Source organism: Bradyrhizobium sp. PRIMUS42 (assembly GCF_023006515.1).
Taxonomy (GTDB): domain Bacteria; phylum Pseudomonadota; class Alphaproteobacteria; order Rhizobiales; family Xanthobacteraceae; genus Bradyrhizobium.
Genome location: NZ_JALBGZ010001490.1, coordinates 1 through 569, shown reverse-complemented (window position 1 = coordinate 569; position 569 = coordinate 1). Strand labels below are relative to the sequence as shown.

Genomic DNA, 569 nt, shown 5'->3' with positions numbered 1-569 from the left:
CGGCGAGCTCGGTGAAGGCAGCCTCCGCCTCCGCGTGCTTGTCCTGCTCGGACAGCTCGGCGGCCTTCTCGAAGGCGGCGCCGGCCTCGGCGGCCTTCCTGGCCTCCAGGTACTTATAACCCTGCCAGCCGGCGGCGGCGGCCACGACCAGCACCATCAGGGCGATGAAGACAATCGAATACTTGTCCCACAGCTTCTTGAACTGTTCGCGACGTACTTCCTCATCAACTTCGTCAAATAATTCAGACACTTATGCTAATCCCATGCCCATCCGGGTGCGCGCGCCGAAGCGTCCGCGTCAGGAATCCCGTCCCCGCGTGGCGGCGAGGTACCCTAACGATATGGCGCTGGCAAGGCAAAGCGAGCCCGATCAAGGCGTTAACCTCCCGGGAGAGCCCGGGGGCGCCTGCCCGGTTCAGGCTTCCAGGAGCTCCCGCAGCTGCCGTTTCAGCACCTTGCCGTTGGCGTTGCGCGGCAGCGGGTCCGCCGTGATCGCCATGGTCTCGGGAACCTTGTAGTCGGACAGGCGCTCCGCGCACCAGGCACGCAGTGCCTCGCCGGCGACGGGC

The 569-nt window shown here is 65.9% G+C and carries 1 protein-coding gene; it reads right to left on the bottom strand.

The features are described 5' to 3' along the window. Window positions 1-250 (bottom strand): tetratricopeptide repeat protein (locus tag MOV75_RS41245; protein WP_247008630.1); only part of this gene is annotated, 250 nt, incomplete at its 3' end. Window positions 251-569: the final 319 nt, after the last annotated feature.